A 17,096-nucleotide genomic window follows, 5' to 3' on the forward strand; every position below is an offset into this window, starting at 1 on the left:
GCCAAAGTATAATTAACTTTGGCTTCTAATCGGTGTTTTGAATCTTTTACAAGAGGTTTAGCTGGTCAAGCGTTTCATCGCTTCACTCGCCGCTTTCCACTCTTGAGATAACTTGAGATCGCTTAGAGAAAACGACTGTTTTTTCAGTAACGCATCCGCCAGTGGCACTGTTGATACTGGCAAGTTATCCAACACCTCAATGTGTGCTTCACGCTTATTACACATCAATAGCATATCGCAACCGGCTTTCAAGGCTTGAGCCCCACGCTCGGCAGGACTACCCATGATTGCAGCGCCTTCCATCGTCAGATCATCGGAGAAAACCAAGCCTTTAAAACCGAGTTGCTGTCGCAAAACTTGTTTCAACCAGTATTCTGAACCACTCGCTGGCTGAGAGTCGTAGTTCGGAAAAATCACGTGAGCAGGCATCATGGCATCTAAAATACCGGCATCAATTTGCGCTTTGAAGATCGCCATATCTTGTTCAAAAATATCACTGCGCTCGTCGTATGGTGTTTCTAGATGTGAGTCTGCAATCACACCACCGTGACCCGGGAAGTGTTTGCCTGTTGTTGCCATTCCAACGCTCTTCATACCCTGCATGTAAGCGGTGCTAAATCGAAGAATGGTATCGGCATCTTCGCCAAATGCTCGGTTACCGATCGCTTTACATTGATGACCTTTATCGAGCACGGGTGCAAAGCTTAAATCAATGTCGTGTGCTATCAACTCCGCTGCCATTAGCCAACCACCCATACGTGCTAACTCTTCACCATTTTGATGTTTGGCGTATTCTTCGGCTGCAGGGATCAACGAGAAACCTTCACGGAAGCGTTGTACTCGCCCCCCTTCTTGATCCACACCGATCAAAATCGGGCGCTTGGCTGCCTTGCGGATTGATTGAGTAAGTGCTTGAAGCTGTTCACTATCATGATAGTTGCGAGCAAATAGAATTAAGCCACCAACCGTAGGATGTTCCAGAATTTCTTTGTCTTCAGCGGTCAGTTCATAACCCGCGACGTCAACCCATAACGGTCCCATGTTTTCTCCTCAAAATCGGCTAAATATCTCGTATTCGATGAGGTTATTCGCTTCAGATTTGCTTTACAATAAGTGAATGAAGAATTGACGAGATCGGCTATGAAATTTAACGAACTGTACATTGGTGTGATGTCTGGAACGAGTATGGACGGCGTTGATACCGCTCTGGTTGAAATAAGTGATGAGCACGTTCGTCTGGTTGCGCACGACGATTACCCAATGCCCACAGCACTGAAAGAAATGCTGTTATCTGTTTGTACCGGTCAAGCCACAAATTTAAAAGCCATAGGTGAATTGGATCACCAACTTGGCCACCTCTTCGCTGACGCCGTTTTACAACTGCTCAAGAAGTCTGGCTACGTCGCGGAACAAATTCGTGCGATTGGTAATCACGGTCAAACGGTATTCCACCAACCTACTGGAGAGTTACCCTTTACCACTCAGTTGGGTGATGCCAACATCATCGCAGTGAAAACAGGGATTGATACGGTTGCAGATTTTAGACGTAAAGATATGGCGCTAGGTGGTCAAGGTGCACCGCTGGTTCCCGCTTTTCATAAAAGTATCTTTGCCATGCAAGATTCCACCACCGTCGTGCTGAACATCGGTGGCATTGCCAACATCTCTGTACTACATCCCGAGCAACCAGTCATTGGCTATGACACTGGTCCGGGCAACATGTTGATGGACGCGTGGTGTGCGCTGCACACTGGGCAAAGCTTCGACAAAGATGCACAATTTGCACTGAAAGGAACGGTAAACGCTACTTTGTTGACTCAATTACTTAAAGAAGCTTACCTCGCCATGCCAGCACCTAAAAGTACCGGGCGAGAACTGTTCAATATTGACTGGCTGCATCAGCAACTGGCTCATTACAATTTACCAACCGAAGACGTACAGCGTACACTCTGCGAATATTCTGCGATTACCATTGCCAACGAAGTCGACAAGTTTTCTCATGGCATCACGCCTCAACTATTGGTCTGTGGCGGTGGAGCAAGAAACCCACTTTTAATGCAGCGATTGACTAAGTTATTGCCACAATGGCACGTTGCGACAACGGCAGAAAAAGGTGTTGATGGTGACTACATGGAAGCCATGGCATTTGCTTGGCTCGCACAGCGCTATATTCATAGCCTCCCTAGCAATTTACCGGAAGTCACAGGGGCAAGTCGTCTCGCTTCACTTGGCGTACTCTACTCAAAAAATTAATCACGAAGGCTTAAATTACTATGACAAATGACGCGCTTATTGCGGCTCTTTCTCACCTCGTCTCTGAAGGTCGAAATCCTGAAACAATGGATATCGATCTTCTTCCTTCATTCGATATTGTGCAGCGTTTAAACCAACAAGATAAACTCGTCCCAATTGCGGTCGAGAAAGTGCTACCAGAGATCGCTCAAGCCGTTGATAAGATCACGGAAGCATTTAAGGTCGGAGGTCGGTTGTTTTACATCGGTGCAGGTACCAGTGGTCGACTTGGCGTTTTGGACGCTTCAGAATGCCCGCCGACTTTTGGCACGGATCCTGAGATGGTCGTTGGTATTATTGCGGGTGGAAAAGAGGCAATGTTCCGTGCAAAAGAAGGGGCAGAGGACGATCCTGCACTAGGCGAGCAAGATCTTAAAGAGAATGCGCTAACACAACGCGATGTCGTCGTTGGTATTGCGGCAAGTGGACGAACACCGTACGTGATTGGTGGCTTAGAGTATGCGAACGAACTTGGTGCCACCACTGTAGCACTATCTTGTAACCCTGACTCTCCGATTGCCGATATTGCCGATATTGCGATTAGCCCTGTTGTAGGCCCTGAAGCATTGACTGGCTCAACACGTTTGAAATCAGGTACCGCGCAGAAACTGGTGCTAAACATGCTAACAACCGCAAGCATGATCCGTTTGGGTAAGAGCTACCAAAACCTGATGGTTGATGTGAAAGCAACCAACAACAAGCTCGTTGCACGCGCGGCACGAATTGTGATGCAAGCGACCGATTGCAGCAAAGAACAAGCAACCGAAGTACTTAAGCAGACGGATTATGAGGTGAAGCTGGCGATCTTAATGATCCTGACCGATCTTGATATTGAATCTGCTCGTGCTCACCTGCACCACCAAGACGGCTTCTTACGCAAAGCAGTGGAAAACCACCAGCCGAAATAAATCTTGAGTCCACCAGCTCAAATCTATCGATAGAAGACAAACACAAAGGAGACCTCGTGGTCTCCTTTTTTGTTTTAGATATCAAGATTTAGTCTTCATACAACCATTCATCAAACTCTTGGTTAAGCTTGTCATTTGCTTTACGTTTGATGTGATCAGGATTCGTTATGTTCTTAACGTTCTCTACTTTATTGGTGTACTTGCGAGTGGTTTGGTTTACTTCTCGCTTCACTTGGTTCTCGACATAAGTACCGTCAGTGACTTCTTTAATATTACGCTTGGTATTGTTGATGGTATTGGTAATACGATGCTTATCGTGATCGTATTTACGCTTCATCTTAATCGACTCTTTCAACACGTTGGTCGCACCGACCGTTAAGGGCAACAATGCTAATGCGACCAAAAAATACTTCTTCATGTTTTCATTTCACTTCTGATTGAATCTCAAGTCATAAGTACAGCAAAGCAATAAAATTCAAATGTCAGAAGATCAACAAGCAAAACCACAGTCTTGATTATGAAACAGATCTAGTTGCTGTATTCATTCCAACCACGTTGCCATTCCATGCGGAATTTTTGCGCTTGCTCAGTACCTTCACAAACCCCTTCATAATACTGACCAGATAGCCCCATTTGATACGCAAAAGCAGGGTTGCAGTATTCACGTAGCCCCTCTAAATAACCTTGGTCGTAATCACTTTGCTTAACGCTACCCAACTCACGCAGCTCGCTCATCGTGCGTGATGTATGTCCGGCTACACCATCTTGATATCCGATCTGATGCCAATCTCCTGACTTGGCAAGATCTGCTGTCGTTGCTGTGCATCCTGCAAGTAAAGCCAGTGCCAGACCTACCGTTACCTTTTTCATGCTTCTTCCTTAAGTAATTGTTTTCAAAAATAAGCTTACCACTAATTATTGGCGCTTGCCGCTGAGCTTGCAGATTTAACCACTGATGACTCAAATCAGCCGCTCAAGACTGTCATCAACCTTTCGCCATTTTTAAAAACCGCTCAAGCAGCATATCGACCACTCAGTGCTCTATTCGACCACTCATCTACTAACCGAATGCATTTAACACAAGTGACGCATAACATGCATCCTGAGATTAAAAAATTACCCTACCCAACTAAGACCAAGGACAATTGCTATGATGTGGTTTCTAACCTGTGTCGCAGCCCTAATCGGCGGATACTTCATCTACGGCGCTTTCGTCGAGAAGATTTTCGGCATCAATGAAAAACGCCAAACGCCTGCTCACACCAAATCGGACGGTGTTGACTTCGTTCCAATGTCAACAAAGAAAGTTTATCTAGTTCAGCTACTTAACATCGCTGGTGTTGGTCCAATTTTCGGCCCAATCATGGGTGCACTATACGGTCCAGCGGCAATGCTTTGGATTGTTGTCGGTTGTATTTTTGCTGGCGCAGTACACGATTACTTCTCTGGCATGCTTTCAGTGCGTAACGGCGGCGCATCTGTACCTACTATCACGGGTCGCTACCTAGGTAATGGCGCAAAACACTTTATGAATATTTTTGCCATTGTCCTACTGCTTCTTGTTGGCGTAGTGTTCGTTTCTGCTCCTGCAGGCATGATTACTAACCTCATCAATGATCAAACAAGCTTGAGCGTAAGCATGACTACAATGGTTATCGCTATCTTCGCTTACTACATCATTGCGACGATTGTTCCTGTCGATAAAATCATCGGCCGCTTCTACCCACTGTTTGGCGCTCTACTTATCTTTATGTCTGTTGGTCTAATGACAGCCGTTGCGTTTTCTAGCGAACACACAGTAATGGGTGACTTCCAAGTTTCAGACATGTTCTCGAACCTTAACCCAAATGATATGCCACTATGGCCAGCACTGTTCATCACTATCGCATGTGGCGCGATCTCTGGCTTCCACGCGACTCAGTCTCCACTGATGGCGCGTTGTATGGAAAACGAGAAAAATGGTCGTTTCGTCTTCTACGGAGCAATGATTGGTGAAGGTGTTATCGCGCTAATCTGGTGTGCTATCGCTCTGTCTTTCTTCGGCTCTCTAGACGCACTATCAGAAGCTGTGAAAAACGGTGGCCCTGGTAACGTGGTATACAGCGCATCATTTGGTCTGCTTGGTGTGTTCGGTGGTATCCTTGCGTTCCTAGGTGTGGTTATCCTACCAATTACGTCTGGCGATACAGCATTCCGTTCAAGCCGTCTGATCCTTGCTGAATACTTCAACATGGAACAAAAGACGCTACGTAACCGCCTACTGATGGCACTTCCACTGTTCGTTATCGGCGGTATCTTAACTCAAGTAGACTTCGGCATTATCTGGCGCTACTTCGGTTTTGCTAACCAAACAACAGCAGTAATGATGCTTTGGACTGCGTCCGCTTACCTACTACGTCACAACAAGCTGCACTGGATTACCACTATCCCTGCTATCTTCATGACCACGGTATGTGTCACGTTCATCTTAAACAACAGCTCGCTAGGTTTTGGCCTGCCAATGCAACTATCAACTATCGTCGGTATTGTGTTTGCCCTAGCAGTGACTGGTTACGTTATCAAAACCTCTAAGGGTAAAGGTGAAACTGAACTGGCTGACGAAGAGAAACCACAAGCCGTATCAGAAACAGCGTAATACTCGTCGCATCCGAGTGACTAAGATAAGAGCCTGCCAATTGCAGGCTCTTTTTGTTTTATACCCAAGTCACTTTAAGATTCATAACTCGGAGCACAGCGCCATGTATTTAGGTGTCTTTATTTATCTGAGCCAAGTATCTTGAGGTGACTTAGGTATACAATAACAACATTGATTCTAGGTTAGGTTCACTATGGAACTGGTCATTTCCCTTTTACAACAGATGTGTGTTTACTTAGTTTTGGCTTACATGCTAAGTAAAACGCCAATCATCTTACCTTTGCTGAGTATTTCTTCGCGCTTAAGCCACCGCCTAATTTGTTACGTACTTTTCTCTGGCTTTTGTATTCTCGGCACCTATTTCGGTCTGCATATCAACGACGCTATTGCCAATACTCGTGCGATCGGCGCGGTCATGGGCGGGCTGTTTGGTGGCCCAGTGGTGGGTTTCGCCGTCGGATTTACTGGTGGCATCCATCGATACTCTCTTGGTGGCTTTACTGACCTCGCCTGTGCAATTTCAACCACTGCCGAGGGTGTAATTGGTGGCTTGCTCCACGTTTACCTTATCAAGCGAAATAAAGGCGCATTGCTGTTTAATCCAAGCGTCGTATTCAGCGTCACGTTTGTTGCAGAAGTGGTGCAAATGATTTTGCTGCTCGCCGTCGCTAAACCCTTTGATCAAGCCTATGAGCTGGTGTCTGCCATTGCAGCACCGATGATCATCGCGAACTCATTTGGTGCGGCGTTGTTCATGAGTATCCTGCAAGACAGAAAAGCGATCTTTGAAAAGTTTTCTGCGACGTTTTCGCGTCGAGCACTCACCATTGCTGATCGCTCAGTGGGAATTCTAAGCAACGGCTTCAACACCGAAAACGCTGAGAAAATCGCACGTATTATTTACGAAGAAACAAAAGTGGGCGCTGTCGCGATTACCGACCAAGAAAAAATCTTAGCGTTTGTGGGCATTGGCGATGATCACCATAAACCGAACACGCCGATTTCATCGCAAAGCACATTAGACTCCATGGAGAAAAACGACATCATTTATCTTGATGGCGCAGAACGTCCATACCAATGTTCCATCGCAAAAGACTGCAAACTTGGCTCCGCGCTGATCATCCCACTGCGTGCGGGAAAAGAGGTCATTGGTACCATAAAGCTGTATGAACCGAAGCGTAAATTGTTCTCTACGGCCAACATGTCAATGGCGGAAGGGATAGCTCAGCTTCTCTCTAGCCAAATCTTGTATGGCGACTACCAACAACAACAAGCCTTACTCGCTCAAGCAGAAATCAAACTGCTTCACGCTCAGGTGAATCCACATTTTTTGTTTAATGCACTCAATACCATTAGTGCGATTACTCGTCGTGATCCTGATAAAGCACGTGAGTTAATCCAAAATTTATCGCACTTTTTCCGTAGCAATTTAAAGCAAAACATTAATACCGTGACGCTAAAAGAAGAGCTAGCACATGTGACCTCTTACTTGAGCATCGAGAAAGCCCGCTTTACGGACCGCTTAGAGGTTGAAATCGATATTCAGCCTGAATTGCTGGACATCAAATTGCCAAGCTTTACACTCCAGCCTTTGGTTGAGAATGCCATTAAGCACGGCATTTCAAACATGCTTGAAGGTGGTAAAGTTCATATATACAGCGAAGCACACCCACAAGGTCACTTGATTACCGTCGAAGACAACGCAGGCAGTTTTGAACCGCCAAAAGAAAACCACTCCGGGCTAGGTTTAGAAATTGTCGACAAACGTCTCACTAATCAATTTGGGAGTGATGCATCGCTAAAAATTACGTGCGAGCCACATCAATTTACTAAAATGAGCTTTATCATTCCCCCAAAATCATAAAAGCACGCTGAAGCAATAAAGGTAATGTTGGATGTTAACCGCACTCGTCATTGATGATGAACAGTTTGCTCGTGAAGAGCTGACAGAGTTATTGGATGAAACAGGCCAAGTTGAAGTAGTGGGCAATGCCTCAAACGCGATCCTTGGTCTAAAAAAAATCAATGAGCTCAAACCTGATGTGGTGTTTCTCGATATCCAAATGCCTCAAGTCACTGGGATTGAACTACTTGGAATGCTTGATCCAGAAACCATGCCTTATGTGGTTTTTGTCACTGCTTACGACCAGTATGCAATTCAAGCATTTGAAGACAACGCCTTTGATTACTTGCTCAAACCTGTCGACCCATGCCGTTTAACCAAAACGGTCAAACGGCTAAATAAAGTCATTAGTCAATCCGCTCTAACTCAACAGCTGTCTGCTATTACGCCCGATACTTTAGATCAGATTCCGTGCATCGGGCACAACCGTATCGTTATCATGGCCACCGACACGGTAGAATGTGCATACAGTGACATCAGCGGCGTGCATGTACGCTCCACCAGCCAAGCCGCGAGCACTCAACTAACATTAAAAACGCTAGAAGAGAAAACCCCACTGGTACGCTGTCATCGCCAATACTTAGTCAGTATTAAGGCCATCAGCGAAATCAAATTACTCGAAAACGGATTAGCAGAAATCATCACCAAAACTGGCTTTGAGATACCAGTAAGCCGCCGCTACCTTAAAGTGCTCAAAGAGATGCTGGGCATTAGCCACTAACACAAAAAGTTCACACATCACCGCTGAGTTTCCGCTAGCGTATAAATAAGACGCTCCGAAAAGACGAGGCGATGATGTATAAAGTTTTGTTCATATGTAAGCACAATGCTGGACGAAGTGTGCTCGATGAGTCGATCGCAACCCATATCCTGCCAGCAGAGTTTAGTGTCGCCAGCGGCGGCTCTCATCCCACAGGCACAGTTCACCCGGTGGTGCAAAAATATTTAGATGACCACCAACTTCCCATTCCACATATCCACACCCATTCATGGGAAGAGCGAACTCAGTTTCTTCCTGACATCGTGATTATTCTCTGTGACTCTTTACATCAAGAGGCAGCTCCTCAATGGCTTGCGGGGGGTGTTCGAGTAAACTGGCAAGTTGATGCTTTTCCGACCGATGGTTCTGATGAAGACATGTACTCACATTGCGAAAAGGTTGCTCAATCGCTTGAGCGAAGAATCACGAAGATGTCTGATATGATTATCGATGGTTTAGGAAAAGACCAAATTCGTGATTACCTAAATGAGTTAAGAGAGATGTAAAAAAGGCGACCCACAGGTCGCCTTTTGAATATTCGATAAATGGAGACTAATCCACTTGCTTGATTTGCAGTTCTTTAGGTACTTCAAAGAACATATTCTCTTCACGGCCAAGTACTTCATCAACCGCTTCGGCACCAACGAGTTCTTTGATTCGCTCTAGAATCTGATTAACGAGCTCTTCCGGCGCAGATGCTCCCGCAGTCACGCCGACCTTTGTTTTGCCTTCGAACCACTCAGGTTTGATATCTTCCGGACAGTCGGTTAAGTAGCCAGGTGTCCCTAGCTTTTCAGCTAGCTCTTTAAGACGTGTAGAGTTTGATGAGTTTTTCGAACCCACCACAACCATCACATCTACGTCACCCGCTAATTCACGTACGGCATCTTGGCGGTTTTGTGTCGCGTAACAGATATCGTCTTTACGTGGTCCTTGGATATCTGGGAAGACGCGGCGTAGCTCTTCGATAACATCGGCAGTTTCATCTACAGAAAGTGTCGTTTGGCTTACGTAATGAAGATCAGATGGATCTTTCACAATCGACTTCAGTTTCTCAACATCGGCCGGGGTTTCAACCAAGTACATACCACCGGTTTCACTCGCGTACTGCCCCATTGTGCCTTCCACTTCAGGGTGACCTGCGTGACCAATCAGAACCACTTCCATATTGCGGCGGCTTGCTCGCGCTACTTCCATATGCACTTTGGTTACCAACGGGCACGTCGCGTCAAATACCGTCAAATCTCGCTGCTTGGCTTCCTGACGAACCGCCTGCGATACACCATGAGCAGAAAAAATCACAATGTTGTTGTCTGGCACTTCATGCAGCTCTTCAACGAAGACAGCGCCACGTTGTTTTAGCCCTTCAACCACAAAACGGTTATGCACCACCTCATGACGAACATAAATCGGTGGCTGATACATCTCTAGCGCACGCTCTACGATGCTAATCGCACGGTCTACACCAGCACAAAAGCCGCGTGGGTTAGCTAATAGGATTTTCATTTCATTGCTCATGGAAATTATCTTTATTGGGTTCGCTATTCTACTGACAAAATTTCAACTTCGAAAGTCACGTCTTGTCCCGCTAGAGGATGGTTGAAGTCCACAGTGACTGAATCGCCTGCAATCTCTGTAATAATGCCCGGGATTTCCATGCCATCAGGGCCACTGAAGGCCATGATTGTACCAACTTCCACTTCTGCATCACCTACAAATTTAGTGCGATCCATATGGTGTACATGGTCTGGGTTTGGCATGCCAAACGCGTCTTCTGCTTTTAGCTCAATCGCTTTTTGTGCGCCTGTTTCGAGGCCTATCAAGCACTGCTCAAAATTTTCACTCAAGCTGCCATCACCCATAACAAATTTCGCTGGTTTACCCATGTTATGAGTACTATCCGCAACCGATCCGTCTTTCATTTTAATCGTAAAGTGAAGGGTTACTACAGATGCATTGGTTATTGTTGTCACGATACTGCTTCCTTGTTCTTGGGTTATTACGCTGTCAGCTTGGTCTTTTTATACATTGATATGCTGATTGGCGCTCCAACATAATAAAAAGCGTCGCTCGAATCAACGGGCGACGCTTAGGGTTATTCAACTTTTCACAATATACACTGCCACTACTTAGGCTTTCGCCTCGTCTTTCTTTCGAAAGCCGTCAAGAATAATCATCGCGGCACCAATACAGATCGCCATGTCTGCAAGGTTGAACGCTGGCCAGTGATAATTACCCCAGAAAAAGTCCAAATAATCCACGACAAACCCATGTATTACTCGGTCGAATACGTTGCCTACTGCGCCACCAATAATCATGGCATAAGCAATATTATTCCATTTCTCTTTCGCTGGTAGTTTGCTCATCCAGTAAGTCAAAAGACCTGTAACGATAAAAGCAATACCTGTAAATAACCAACGTTGCCAGCCCGCTTGATCACTCAAAAAGCTAAAAGCAGCACCATAGTTATGCACGTACAAAAGATTAAAGAATGGCAAAATTTCTATGCGGTTTGCCCAGCCATATCCCATGTTGTTCATTACAACATACTTAATGCCAATATCAGCTAAAAAGATAACCACCGCTAACCATAACCAGCGAATACCAGATTGCTTTAAAGACAGTGCTTTTTCACTCATTACTTTACCTACAAACAGCCCCAGTAAATACTGGGGCTGTTAATTTTAAAAAAAGTTCAGTCGTTCTAGGCAATTACGCGAATTTACGTACTTCACCTTCGCCTTCTACGTTAGACACACAACGACCACAGATCTTCTCGTGACCTTCGATTGTGCCTACGTCTGGCGTGTGGTGCCAACAACGGTCACACTTCTCGCCTTCAGCTGCTGCTACTTCAACAAACAAGCCTTCGATATCTGTCGCTTGTGCTGCATCCGTCTTCTCACCTAGAGGCTTAACTTTCGCAGCAGATGTTAGTAGAACAAAGCGCAGTTCATCTTCAAGCTTGTTGATCTTCGCCGCTAGTGCGTCATCAGCAAATAGAGTCACTTCAGCTTGTAGTGCACCACCAATGGTTTTCTCTTTACGCGCATCTTCTAGAAGCTTGTTTACTGCACCACGAACCGCTTGGATCTCAGCCCAGAATTCATTGTTCAGCTCTTCACCTTCAGCAAGGCCGAATAGACCGTCGAACCACTCACCAGTGAATACGAACTTGTCGCGCTCGCCTGGCATTTCGTTCCAGATTTCATCTGCAGTGAACGACATGATAGGAGCCATCCAACGAACTAGCGCTTCTACGATGTAGTAAAGTGCAGTCTGACAGCTACGTTGAGCGTTGCCGCCACGTTTTGCCGTGTACTGACGGTCTTTAATTACGTCTAGGTAGAAAGAGCCCATTTCGATCGAACAGAATTGCATTAGACGCTGAGTCACACCGTGTGTGTTGTACTCTTCGTATGCTTTAACAATCTCTTCTTGTGCTGCTAGCGCACGACCAACTGCCCAGCGATCTAGCGCAACCATCTCTTCAACAGGAACGATGTCTGTTTCAGGGTTGAAGCCGCTTAGGTTAGCAAGGAAGAAACGCGCTGTGTTCCGGATACGACGGTACGCATCTGCGCTGCGTTTTAGGATTTCATCAGAAACCGCAACTTCACCAGTGTAGTCTGTAGAAGCAACCCATAGACGAAGAATGTCAGCACCTAGCTTGTTGGTTACGTCTTTTGGCGCAACCACGTTACCGATAGATTTAGACATCTTACGACCCTGACCATCAACCACGAAACCGTGTGTCAGTACTTGTTTGTAAGGCGCTTCGTCTTTCATCGCAATAGATGAAATTAGAGAAGACTGGAACCAACCTCGGTGTTGGTCAGAACCTTCTAGGTATAGGTCTGCACTGTTGCCGTTGTACTCTTCACGAGCATCAACAACAGAGAAGTGAGTCACACCTGAATCGAACCACACGTCTAGCGTATCGAGTACTTTTTCGTATTGGTCAGCGTCAGCACCTAGTAGTTCAGCTGCATCGACATCCCACCATGCTTGGATACCTTTCTCTTCAACCAACTTCGCGACTTTTTCAATCAGCTCTAGTGTGTTTGGATGAAGTTCTGATGTTTCTTTATGAACAAACAGAGCGATTGGCACACCCCAAGTACGCTGACGAGAGATACACCACTCAGGGCGACCTTCGATCATACCTTCGATACGGCTTTGACCCCACTCAGGCATCCACTGAACACCTTTGATGGCTTCTAGTGCTTTTGTACGTAAACCCGCTTGGTCCATTGATACAAACCACTGAGGCGTTGCGCGGAAGATGATTGGAGTCTTATGACGCCAACAATGTGGGTAACTGTGCTCGTAAGCGTGGTGATGTAGCAGAGCACCTTTTTCTTTCAGTACTTCTACTACTGCATCGTTCGCTTTAAATACGTGCTGACCAGCGAATAGCTCAGTGTCTGGAAGGTAAACACCGTTTGAGCCAACTGGGTTCGCTACTTCTAGGTTGTACTTGTTACCAACCGCAAAGTCTTCTTGACCGTGACCAGGTGCAGTGTGAACAACACCAGTACCTGAATCAGTCGTAACGTGATCACCAAGGATCGCCGGTACAGTGAAATCGTAGAATGGGTGTTGGAATTGAGAAAGCTCAAGCTCCGCACCTTTAGCAAAGCCAAGGTTGTGGAAGTGCTCGATACCAGCACGGTCCATAACGTCTTTCGCTAGTTCAGCTGCAACGATGATACGTTCAGGTTGCTCGCCTTCAACTTGGATAAGTACATACTCAAGGTCATCACGTAGACACACAGCACGGTTCGCAGGAAGCGTCCAAGGAGTTGTCGTCCAGATGACAATAGAGATATCGCCTTTACCTTCATGACCTTCAGTCAGCTCAAACTTAGACAACAGTGCCGCTTCGTCAGCCGCTTTAAAACGAACGTCGATAGATGGCGATACTTTATCTTTGTATTCTACTTCCGCTTCAGCAAGAGCAGAACCACAGTCTGTACACCAGTGAACAGGTTTGAAACCTTTTAGCAGGTGACCATTACTTGCGATCTTACCAAGAGCACGAATAATGTTCGCTTCAGTTACGAAATCCATAGTGCGGTATGGCTTGTCCCACTCACCCATGATACCAAGGCGTTTGAAGCTCTCTTTCTGACCTTCAACCTGACCTGCTGCGTATTCGCGACATTTCTCGCGGAATTCTGCTGCCGTCACTTTTTGGCCTGGCTTGCCTACTTTTTTCTCTACCATTAATTCAATAGGTAGACCGTGGCAGTCCCAGCCAGGAATGTAAGGTGCGTCAAAACCTGAAAGTGTTTTGGATTTAATAATAATGTCTTTAAGAATCTTGTTTAGTGCGTGACCAATATGAATGTCACCATTTGCGTAAGGAGGGCCATCGTGCAATACGAATGACTTTTTGCCTTTCTTAGCTTTACGGATTTCACCGTAAAGATCTTCTTTGTACCAACGCTTAAGCATTTCTGGCTCACGATTGGCCAGGTTGCCGCGCATTGGAAACCCTGTTTCAGGTAAGTTCAGGGTATCTTTATACTCACTCATCGATTCTTAATTCCGTTATATTGGGCGAAAATTAGACATTATGTTGAACGGTGGAATAAACCGCTCAACGCTTAAGCTGACGCAGCCACACCCTTGCTGCTTCAGCATCCAATTCGATTTGTTGTTTAAGTGCTTCAAACGACTCAAACTTTTGCTCATCTCGAAGTTTATGCAAAAGTTCCACTTCTAGTTGCTTGCCATATAAATTGGCATGAAAGTCGAATAAGTGTACTTCTAACTGCTGGCGAACGCCATTAACAGTCGGTCTTTGACCAATATTAGCAACACCACCAACTGGCTTATTTCCTAAGCCAAGCGCTTGAACAACATAGACTCCGGAGACCGGAGAAACACAGCGTTTCAAAGGAATATTCGCAGTAGGAAAACCTATCGTTCTTCCCAGCTTTCTTCCGTGAGAAACACGACCGCTGATGCTGTAGTTTCTTCCCAGCATCTGTTGCGCGGAATGCAAATCGTCACGCGCCAGCGCTTGACGGATAGCCGTACTGCTGACACGTAATTGTTGTAAACAAAAGCTCTGGGTACTCACGACATCAAAACCGTACTTTTCCCCTGCTTCCTGCAGCATTGCAAAGTTGCCAGTTCGGCCTTTGCCAAAACAGAAATCATCACCAACGACAAGAAACTTAACACCCAAACGCTCGACCAACAAGTCACGGATAAACTCTTCCGCGGTTAAACTTGCAAAATGACGATTGAAATTGACGCAGAGCAAGCGATCAATATCGAGCTTACTCAATTGCACGAACTTATCGCGTAACCGCGTCAACCGTGCAGGTGCCTTATCTTTGGCAAACAGCTCCATCGGCTGAGGTTCAAAGGTCATCACAACAGAAGGCAAGGATAGCCTGTCCGCTTGCTCAGACACTTGCTGCAATACTTGTTGATGGCCTTTATGGACACCATCGAAATTGCCAATAGTCAGCACACAACCATGATGTCGCGGGTTGATATTGTGAATGCCTCTAATCAGTTCCATTGGATACTGCTTTCTGCCTCTGTTTTACTTTACACTGTGTGAAACTGACGGATTATATACTAATCACCCTTAGTCTGTCCCAGCTTTTAGGTCTTTTAAGCGTGCACCAGTTAAAAATAGAACCACTAGGTAAACCACGGCTCCTAGAGCGATCAACATTCCTAGTACACCGCTGCGGTGAGCAAAGCTCCAATCGAGCCACACTGACATGTCTTCCAATTGCCATAAGATCGCAGCCACCATCGCCGCACTTGCAATAACCAAACGTATAATAAAGAAGACGGTTCGTTTGGTGATTTGGTATACCCCTGCGATATGTAGACCACGATACAGCAATGCCATATTCACAAACGCCGAAAGTGCCGTCGCGATAGCCAAACCAACGTAACCATAAAAGTACGCAAAAATTGCGTTAAATACCATGTTGGTCACCATCGCAATGATGCCGTACTTTACTGGCGTTTTAGTATCTTGACGCGAGTAATAACCCGGAGCAAGCACTTTAATCAGCATAAAGTTCAACAAGCCTGAAGCGTAAGCAAAGAGTGACAATGATGCTTGATGTACGTCTTGTGGCGAAAACTCACCTCGCATGAATAACACCATCAACATAGGTTTTGCCAGTACCATCAAACCAAGCATTGCAGGAAGGCCAAGTAAGATCACCATGCGCACCCCCCAGTCCATGGTTTGTGCGAATCCTTCATTTTGTGCGTCAACATGTTTGCGTGATAATGCTGGTAAAATCACCGTTGCAATAGCAATACCAAACAGACCTAACGGGAATTCCAACAAGCGATCTGAATAGTACAACCAACTGATCGAACCGGTTTGCAGAAAGCTGGCAATAAAAGTATCAAACAACAAGTTGATTTGGCTTACCGACACACCGAACAAAGCAGGAATCATTAAGGTTCGGATCTTCACCACGCCCGGATCGCGCCAGCCCCATTTTGGCTTAACCATAACCCCCGCTTTAATAAGGAAAGGGATTTGAAATAAGAACTGAACCAAACCACCAAGGAAAACACCGATGGCAAGACCAATCTCTGGCTGTGACATCTGCGGCGAGATAAACCATGCTGCCAAAATGATCATTACGTTGAGGAAGACGGGAGTAAACGAAGAAACCGCAAACTTACCTAGTGTATTAAGAATGGCTCCCGATAGGGCAACAAAAGTGATGAACCATAAATAAGGAAAGGTAATCTTGAGCATCACGCTAGCAAGTTCGAACTTCTCAGCCGCGGGACCACCATGCATCCAGTCTAGGAACCAACCAAAACCAAACAGTGCAGTCACCACACCGGAACCTAGAACACCTAAGATGGTAACAATTGAGACTATCACCCCCAACGTGCCCGCTGCACGAGCAATGAGCTCCCGAGTTTTATCCATGTCGCCTTGAGCATGGCTTTCCGTTAAAACAGGTACAAACGCTTGGGAAAAAGCACCTTCAGCAAACAAACGTCGTAAAAAATTAGGAATTTTATTGGCGAAGAAAAAGACGTCTGCGCTTGCTCCTGCCCCCATTAAATTTGCCACTACAACATCACGAACTAGGCCAAGAACGCGGGAAATAAATGTCATAGCACTGACGATCATGCCAGACTTGAGTAGTCGTTTACTCACTGTAACCTCGGAATATCACCATAAGACAGCTAACCCTATACTGTTTCTCTGACAGGTGCTGCAAATAGACGTCAAAAATCTATCCGCGGGTTGTAAGGAATAAGTGTGCCTTTCGCGGATAATTATTAGCATTGGTATAAAAATGCTGTTAGAATCCCCGCCATCTTAACCGCGATAACCTCTCTTACCAAAATTTGTTTTGGCTTAGATCGGTTTTTGCACAAATCATTTGACATTTAAGCGCAAATGAGGGATATTCCTCGCCCTTAAATTGTCACAGAACTAAGTTTTTGGGAGTTAGACCCTTGGCAAATAGTAAATCTGCTAAGAAGCGCGCTATCCAAGCTGAGAAACGTCGTCAGCACAATGCTAGCCGTCGCTCAATGATGCGTACTTACATGAAGAAAACTGTTGCTGCTATCGAA

At 45.8% G+C, this 17,096-nt stretch carries 16 protein-coding genes; 7 read left to right on the forward strand and 9 right to left on the reverse strand.

The window, feature by feature from the left end; genetic code table 11:
• Nucleotides 1–57: 57 nt before the first annotated feature.
• Nucleotides 58–1,041 carry a beta-N-acetylhexosaminidase gene (gene nagZ, locus CAG69_RS00005; protein WP_046873941.1) on the reverse strand — a complete coding sequence of 328 codons (984 nt, stop codon included), beginning with the start codon at nucleotides 1,039–1,041 and terminating at the stop codon, nucleotides 58–60.
• A 99-nt stretch (nucleotides 1,042–1,140) separates the two neighbouring features.
• Here nagZ and CAG69_RS00010 point away from each other — a divergent pair, with 99 nt between their 5' ends.
• Nucleotides 1,141–2,253 (forward strand): anhydro-N-acetylmuramic acid kinase, encoded by a 1,113-nt coding sequence (locus CAG69_RS00010; RefSeq protein ID WP_161442066.1) that lies wholly within the window; start codon nucleotides 1,141–1,143, stop codon nucleotides 2,251–2,253.
• A gap of 20 nt (nucleotides 2,254–2,273) precedes the next feature.
• Nucleotides 2,274–3,200, forward strand: coding sequence for an N-acetylmuramic acid 6-phosphate etherase (gene murQ, locus CAG69_RS00015; protein ID WP_161442068.1), 927 nt, complete (start codon nucleotides 2,274–2,276; stop codon nucleotides 3,198–3,200).
• Between the two features lie 88 nt (nucleotides 3,201–3,288).
• On the opposite strand, the gene CAG69_RS00020 is transcribed toward murQ, so the two are convergent.
• Nucleotides 3,289–3,618 carry a hypothetical protein gene (locus CAG69_RS00020; protein WP_005440588.1) on the reverse strand — a complete coding sequence of 110 codons (330 nt, stop codon included), beginning with the start codon at nucleotides 3,616–3,618 and terminating at the stop codon, nucleotides 3,289–3,291.
• Between the two features lie 110 nt (nucleotides 3,619–3,728).
• Nucleotides 3,729–4,070 carry a DUF2799 domain-containing protein gene (locus tag CAG69_RS00025; RefSeq protein WP_161442070.1) on the reverse strand — a complete coding sequence of 114 codons (342 nt, stop codon included), beginning with the start codon at nucleotides 4,068–4,070 and terminating at the stop codon, nucleotides 3,729–3,731.
• A gap of 280 nt (nucleotides 4,071–4,350) precedes the next feature.
• Between CAG69_RS00025 and CAG69_RS00030 the strand changes: the two genes are divergently transcribed.
• From CAG69_RS00030 to CAG69_RS00045, 4 genes are all read left to right on the forward strand, one after another.
• Nucleotides 4,351–5,835: a carbon starvation CstA family protein gene (locus tag CAG69_RS00030; RefSeq protein WP_005381914.1), complete on the forward strand. Its 1,485-nt coding sequence runs from the start codon at nucleotides 4,351–4,353 to the stop codon at nucleotides 5,833–5,835.
• A 193-nt stretch (nucleotides 5,836–6,028) separates the two neighbouring features.
• Nucleotides 6,029–7,699: a sensor histidine kinase gene (locus CAG69_RS00035; protein ID WP_161442072.1), complete on the forward strand. Its 1,671-nt coding sequence runs from the start codon at nucleotides 6,029–6,031 to the stop codon at nucleotides 7,697–7,699.
• Nucleotides 7,700–7,730: 31 nt separating this feature from the next.
• Complete coding sequence (gene btsR, locus CAG69_RS00040; RefSeq protein ID WP_006743107.1) at nucleotides 7,731–8,459, forward strand: two-component system response regulator BtsR; 729 nt, start codon at nucleotides 7,731–7,733, stop codon at nucleotides 8,457–8,459.
• 71 nt (nucleotides 8,460–8,530) lie between these two features.
• A complete protein-coding gene (locus CAG69_RS00045; RefSeq protein ID WP_161442074.1) occupies nucleotides 8,531–9,004 on the forward strand; it encodes an arsenate-mycothiol transferase ArsC in 474 nt (157 codons plus the stop codon).
• Between the two features lie 46 nt (nucleotides 9,005–9,050).
• Here CAG69_RS00045 and ispH read toward each other — a convergent pair whose 3' ends face one another.
• The 6 genes from ispH to murJ all read right to left on the reverse strand — a co-directional run bounded on the left by ispH (nucleotide 9,051) and on the right by murJ (nucleotide 16,671).
• Entirely contained in the window at nucleotides 9,051–10,016 is a 966-nt protein-coding gene (gene ispH, locus CAG69_RS00050; protein ID WP_047009110.1) for a 4-hydroxy-3-methylbut-2-enyl diphosphate reductase, read from the reverse strand.
• A 23-nt stretch (nucleotides 10,017–10,039) separates the two neighbouring features.
• Nucleotides 10,040–10,471, reverse strand: coding sequence for an FKBP-type peptidyl-prolyl cis-trans isomerase (fkpB, locus tag CAG69_RS00055; protein ID WP_161442077.1), 432 nt, complete (start codon nucleotides 10,469–10,471; stop codon nucleotides 10,040–10,042).
• 156 nt (nucleotides 10,472–10,627) lie between these two features.
• Complete coding sequence (lspA, locus tag CAG69_RS00060; RefSeq protein WP_005397302.1) at nucleotides 10,628–11,137, reverse strand: signal peptidase II; 510 nt, start codon at nucleotides 11,135–11,137, stop codon at nucleotides 10,628–10,630.
• A gap of 73 nt (nucleotides 11,138–11,210) precedes the next feature.
• Nucleotides 11,211–14,039: an isoleucine--tRNA ligase gene (gene ileS, locus CAG69_RS00065; protein WP_161442079.1), complete on the reverse strand. Its 2,829-nt coding sequence runs from the start codon at nucleotides 14,037–14,039 to the stop codon at nucleotides 11,211–11,213.
• Between the two features lie 64 nt (nucleotides 14,040–14,103).
• A complete protein-coding gene (gene ribF, locus CAG69_RS00070; RefSeq protein ID WP_005381933.1) occupies nucleotides 14,104–15,039 on the reverse strand; it encodes a bifunctional riboflavin kinase/FAD synthetase in 936 nt (311 codons plus the stop codon).
• A gap of 69 nt (nucleotides 15,040–15,108) precedes the next feature.
• A complete protein-coding gene (gene murJ, locus CAG69_RS00075; RefSeq protein ID WP_161442081.1) occupies nucleotides 15,109–16,671 on the reverse strand; it encodes a murein biosynthesis integral membrane protein MurJ in 1,563 nt (520 codons plus the stop codon).
• 305 nt (nucleotides 16,672–16,976) lie between these two features.
• On the opposite strand from murJ, the gene rpsT reads away from it, so the two are divergent.
• A partial coding sequence (gene rpsT, locus CAG69_RS00080) for a 30S ribosomal protein S20 (protein WP_161442083.1) occupies nucleotides 16,977–17,096 on the forward strand: 120 nt, incomplete at its 3' end.

The organism is Vibrio sp. V43_P6S15P86 (genome assembly GCF_009904725.1).
Classification (GTDB): domain Bacteria; phylum Pseudomonadota; class Gammaproteobacteria; order Enterobacterales; family Vibrionaceae; genus Vibrio; species Vibrio diabolicus.

Bases quoted from the DNA above. Each gene is read 5' to 3' on its own strand.
- nagZ (WP_046873941.1), bottom strand. From the start codon at position 1,041: ATGGGACCGTTATGGGTTGACGTCGCGGGTTATGAACTGACCGCTGAA.
- CAG69_RS00010 (WP_161442066.1), top strand. From the start codon at position 1,141: ATGAAATTTAACGAACTGTACATTGGTGTGATGTCTGGAACGAGTATG.
- murQ (WP_161442068.1), top strand. From the start codon at position 2,274: ATGACAAATGACGCGCTTATTGCGGCTCTTTCTCACCTCGTCTCTGAA.
- CAG69_RS00020 (WP_005440588.1), bottom strand. From the start codon at position 3,618: ATGAAGAAGTATTTTTTGGTCGCATTAGCATTGTTGCCCTTAACGGTC.
- CAG69_RS00025 (WP_161442070.1), bottom strand. From the start codon at position 4,070: ATGAAAAAGGTAACGGTAGGTCTGGCACTGGCTTTACTTGCAGGATGC.
- CAG69_RS00030 (WP_005381914.1), top strand. From the start codon at position 4,351: ATGATGTGGTTTCTAACCTGTGTCGCAGCCCTAATCGGCGGATACTTC.
- CAG69_RS00035 (WP_161442072.1), top strand. From the start codon at position 6,029: ATGGAACTGGTCATTTCCCTTTTACAACAGATGTGTGTTTACTTAGTT.
- btsR (WP_006743107.1), top strand. From the start codon at position 7,731: ATGTTAACCGCACTCGTCATTGATGATGAACAGTTTGCTCGTGAAGAG.
- CAG69_RS00045 (WP_161442074.1), top strand. From the start codon at position 8,531: ATGATGTATAAAGTTTTGTTCATATGTAAGCACAATGCTGGACGAAGT.
- ispH (WP_047009110.1), bottom strand. From the start codon at position 10,016: ATGAGCAATGAAATGAAAATCCTATTAGCTAACCCACGCGGCTTTTGT.
- lspA (WP_005397302.1), bottom strand. From the start codon at position 11,137: ATGAGTGAAAAAGCACTGTCTTTAAAGCAATCTGGTATTCGCTGGTTA.
- ileS (WP_161442079.1), bottom strand. From the start codon at position 14,039: ATGAGTGAGTATAAAGATACCCTGAACTTACCTGAAACAGGGTTTCCA.
- ribF (WP_005381933.1), bottom strand. From the start codon at position 15,039: ATGGAACTGATTAGAGGCATTCACAATATCAACCCGCGACATCATGGT.